This window comes from Brachybacterium sp. HMSC06H03, assembly GCF_001807385.1.
Lineage (GTDB): Bacteria > Actinomycetota > Actinomycetes > Actinomycetales > Dermabacteraceae > Brachybacterium > Brachybacterium conglomeratum.
The window spans coordinates 1-1,119 of record NZ_KV788811.1; the positions used below are offsets into that span (position 1 = coordinate 1).

Here is a 1,119-nt window from a genome sequence, read left to right on the forward strand (position 1 = left end):
GCCCGGGCCCGCGCCTCCCGCCCCCGCGTTCCCCTGGCCCTGCCCGCCCTGGACGTCGGCGCCGCGCTGCGAACGCGGGTCGCGGCGAGGCCTCGCCCCGTGGTGCTCGTGGATCATCACGGCACGCTCACCGGAGGCGAGCTGCTGGACCTCGTGCGTCTGCACCGCAGCGGCACCGCCACGGCGGACCGCGCCGGCCTCGCGGCCCTGCCGGCCGAGGCCCCGCTGCGCCAGGTGCTCGCCGCGGTTCTCGCCGGCCCCGACGTGCTGGAGCTGCGCTCGAGCGGCTCCACCGGTGCTCCCCGGCCGCAGCGGCGCGGTCCCCTCTCCCCCGCGCAGCTGCTCTCCCTGGCGGACCTCGCCCGTCGGATCGGTCTGCGGCCGGGCCGGGTCACGGCCTGCGCCGCGCCGGGGGTGCACGGCCACGGCCTGGTGGCGACGCTGGGGGCCCTCGCCCTCGGCGCCCCGCTGGTGGACCTCACGCATCTGCCCGCCGCGGAGCGCATCGCCCTGCTGCACCGCACCTCGCCCGCGCTGCTGACCGGGGTGCCGGTGCACCTCGCGGACCTGCTGCGCGCGGACCGGGAGCTCGGCGGCGGGCGTCCGCTCGCGATCGACCGCGTCGTCGCGGGCTCCGACGTCCTCTCCCCCGTGCTGCGCGCGGACCTCGCGCGCCACTTCCGGGCACGGGTCCACGACGTCTACGGCACCACCGAGACCGGCTCGCTGTGCGTGGACGGTCGCCCTCTGCACGGCGTGCACCTGCGGGAGCTCGACGGGCTGCTGTGCGCCAGCACCCCGTTCACGGGCGGTCGGGAGCTGGTCACCGATCGCGGGGAGATCAGGGCCGATGGGAGGGTGCGTGTGCTGGGCCGGGCGGACGGCTCGGTCTCCTCCGGCGGGATGCTCCACGACCCCGCCGCGACGGTGCGCGTTCTGCGCTCCGCTCCCGGCGTCGCGTCGGCGCGGCTGCAGGTGGTGCCCGATGCGCGCTTCGGCGTGCGGACCCTCGCCGAGGTGGTCCTCGCCCCGGCCGCGGCGGACACGGTGCCGCCGAGCGCCGAGGAGCTCCGGACCCTGGTGCGGGACCGGCTGGGCGCCGCGGCGGTGCCCCGCGAG

The 1,119-nt window shown here is 78.8% G+C and carries 1 protein-coding gene; it reads left to right on the forward strand.

Annotated elements, in window-relative coordinates:
- On the forward strand, positions 1-1,119 hold a 1,119-nt coding region (locus HMPREF3159_RS09725), incomplete at both ends, for an AMP-binding protein (protein WP_070500851.1).